A 1293-nucleotide genomic window follows, 5' to 3' on the forward strand; every position below is an offset into this window, starting at 1 on the left:
GTGATCGCGCGGGAGGACCGTCCGGGGGATAAGCGGTTGGTGGGTTATATCACCGGGACCGCGCACCCGGGTGTGGTGCGTGCGGTGTTGGGGCATCGGTTGCCGGGTTATATGGTGCCGGCGGCGGTGGTGGTGCTTGATGTGTTGCCGTTGACGGTCAACAACAAGCTCGATGTTCGTGCGTTGCCGGCTCCGGCGTATAGCGATGTGCATAGTTATCGGGCGCCGTCGAGTGTGGTTGAGGAGATCCTGGCTGGGATTTATGCCCAGGTGCTCGGGGTGGAGCGGGTCGGGGTTGATGATTCGTTCTTCGAGTTGGGTGGGGATTCGCTGTCGGCGATGCGGTTGGTGGCTGCGATCAACACGGGGCTGGATGCGGGTCTGGGTGTGCGCGCGGTGTTCGAGGCGCCGACGGTGGCTGAGTTGGCGTTGTGTGTGGGTGTGGGGGGAGTTCGTCGGGCGCCGGTGGTTGCGGTTGAGCGGCCGGCGGTGGTTCCGTTGTCGTTTGCCCAGCAGCGGTTGTGGTTCATCGAGCAGTTGCAGGGTCCCTCGCCGATGTACAACATGGCGACCGCCCTACGCCTCACAGGACAGTTGAATGTTGAGGCGTTGGGGCAGGCGTTGGGCGATGTGGTGGCTCGCCATGAGAGTTTGCGGACGGTGTTTGCTGCCCCGGATGGGGTGCCTCAGCAGGTGGTTGTTTCGGTCGAGCGTGGTGGTTTTGGCTGCGACGTGGTGGATGCCAGTGGTTGGTCGGTGGGTCGGCTGCGTGAGGCCATCGATGAGGTGGCGTGGCGTCCGTTCGATGTGGCGGTTGAGATTCCGTTGCGGGCCAGGGTTTTCCGGGTTCGTGATGATGAGCATGTTTTGGTGGCGGTGGTGCATCATATTGCCGCTGATGGTTGGTCGATTACGCCGTTGGTGCGTGATTTGGGGGTTGCTTACGCCAATCGGTGCGCGGGGCGGGTGCCTGATTGGGCTCCGTTGCCGGTGCAGTATGTCGATTACACGTTGTGGCAGCGTGAGCAGTTGGGTGATCTCGATGATCCGGGTAGTCCGATTGCGGCGCAGGTGGGGTATTGGGAGCAGGCGTTGGCGGGGATGCCTGAGCGTCTTGATTTGCCCACTGATCGGCCGTATCCGGCGGTAGCTGATCATCGTGGTGCCCGGGTGGCGGTGGATTGGCCGGCGCAGTTGCATGAGCAGGTTGTGCGGGTGGCTCGTGAGCACAACGCGACCAGTTTCATGGTGGTTCAGGCTGCTCTTGCGGTGTTGTTGTCCAAGATCAGCGCG

General features: G+C 62.6%; 1 protein-coding gene. It reads left to right on the forward strand.

What is annotated here, in order from left to right; translation table 11 throughout:
• Positions 1–1293, forward strand: a 1293-nt coding sequence (locus tag A5752_RS16450; RefSeq protein WP_231983436.1) for a condensation domain-containing protein, incomplete at both ends; no start/stop codon positions are given.

The sequence above is a fragment of the Mycobacterium sp. 852002-51961_SCH5331710 genome, from assembly GCF_001665535.1.
GTDB lineage: Bacteria > Actinomycetota > Actinomycetes > Mycobacteriales > Mycobacteriaceae > Mycobacterium.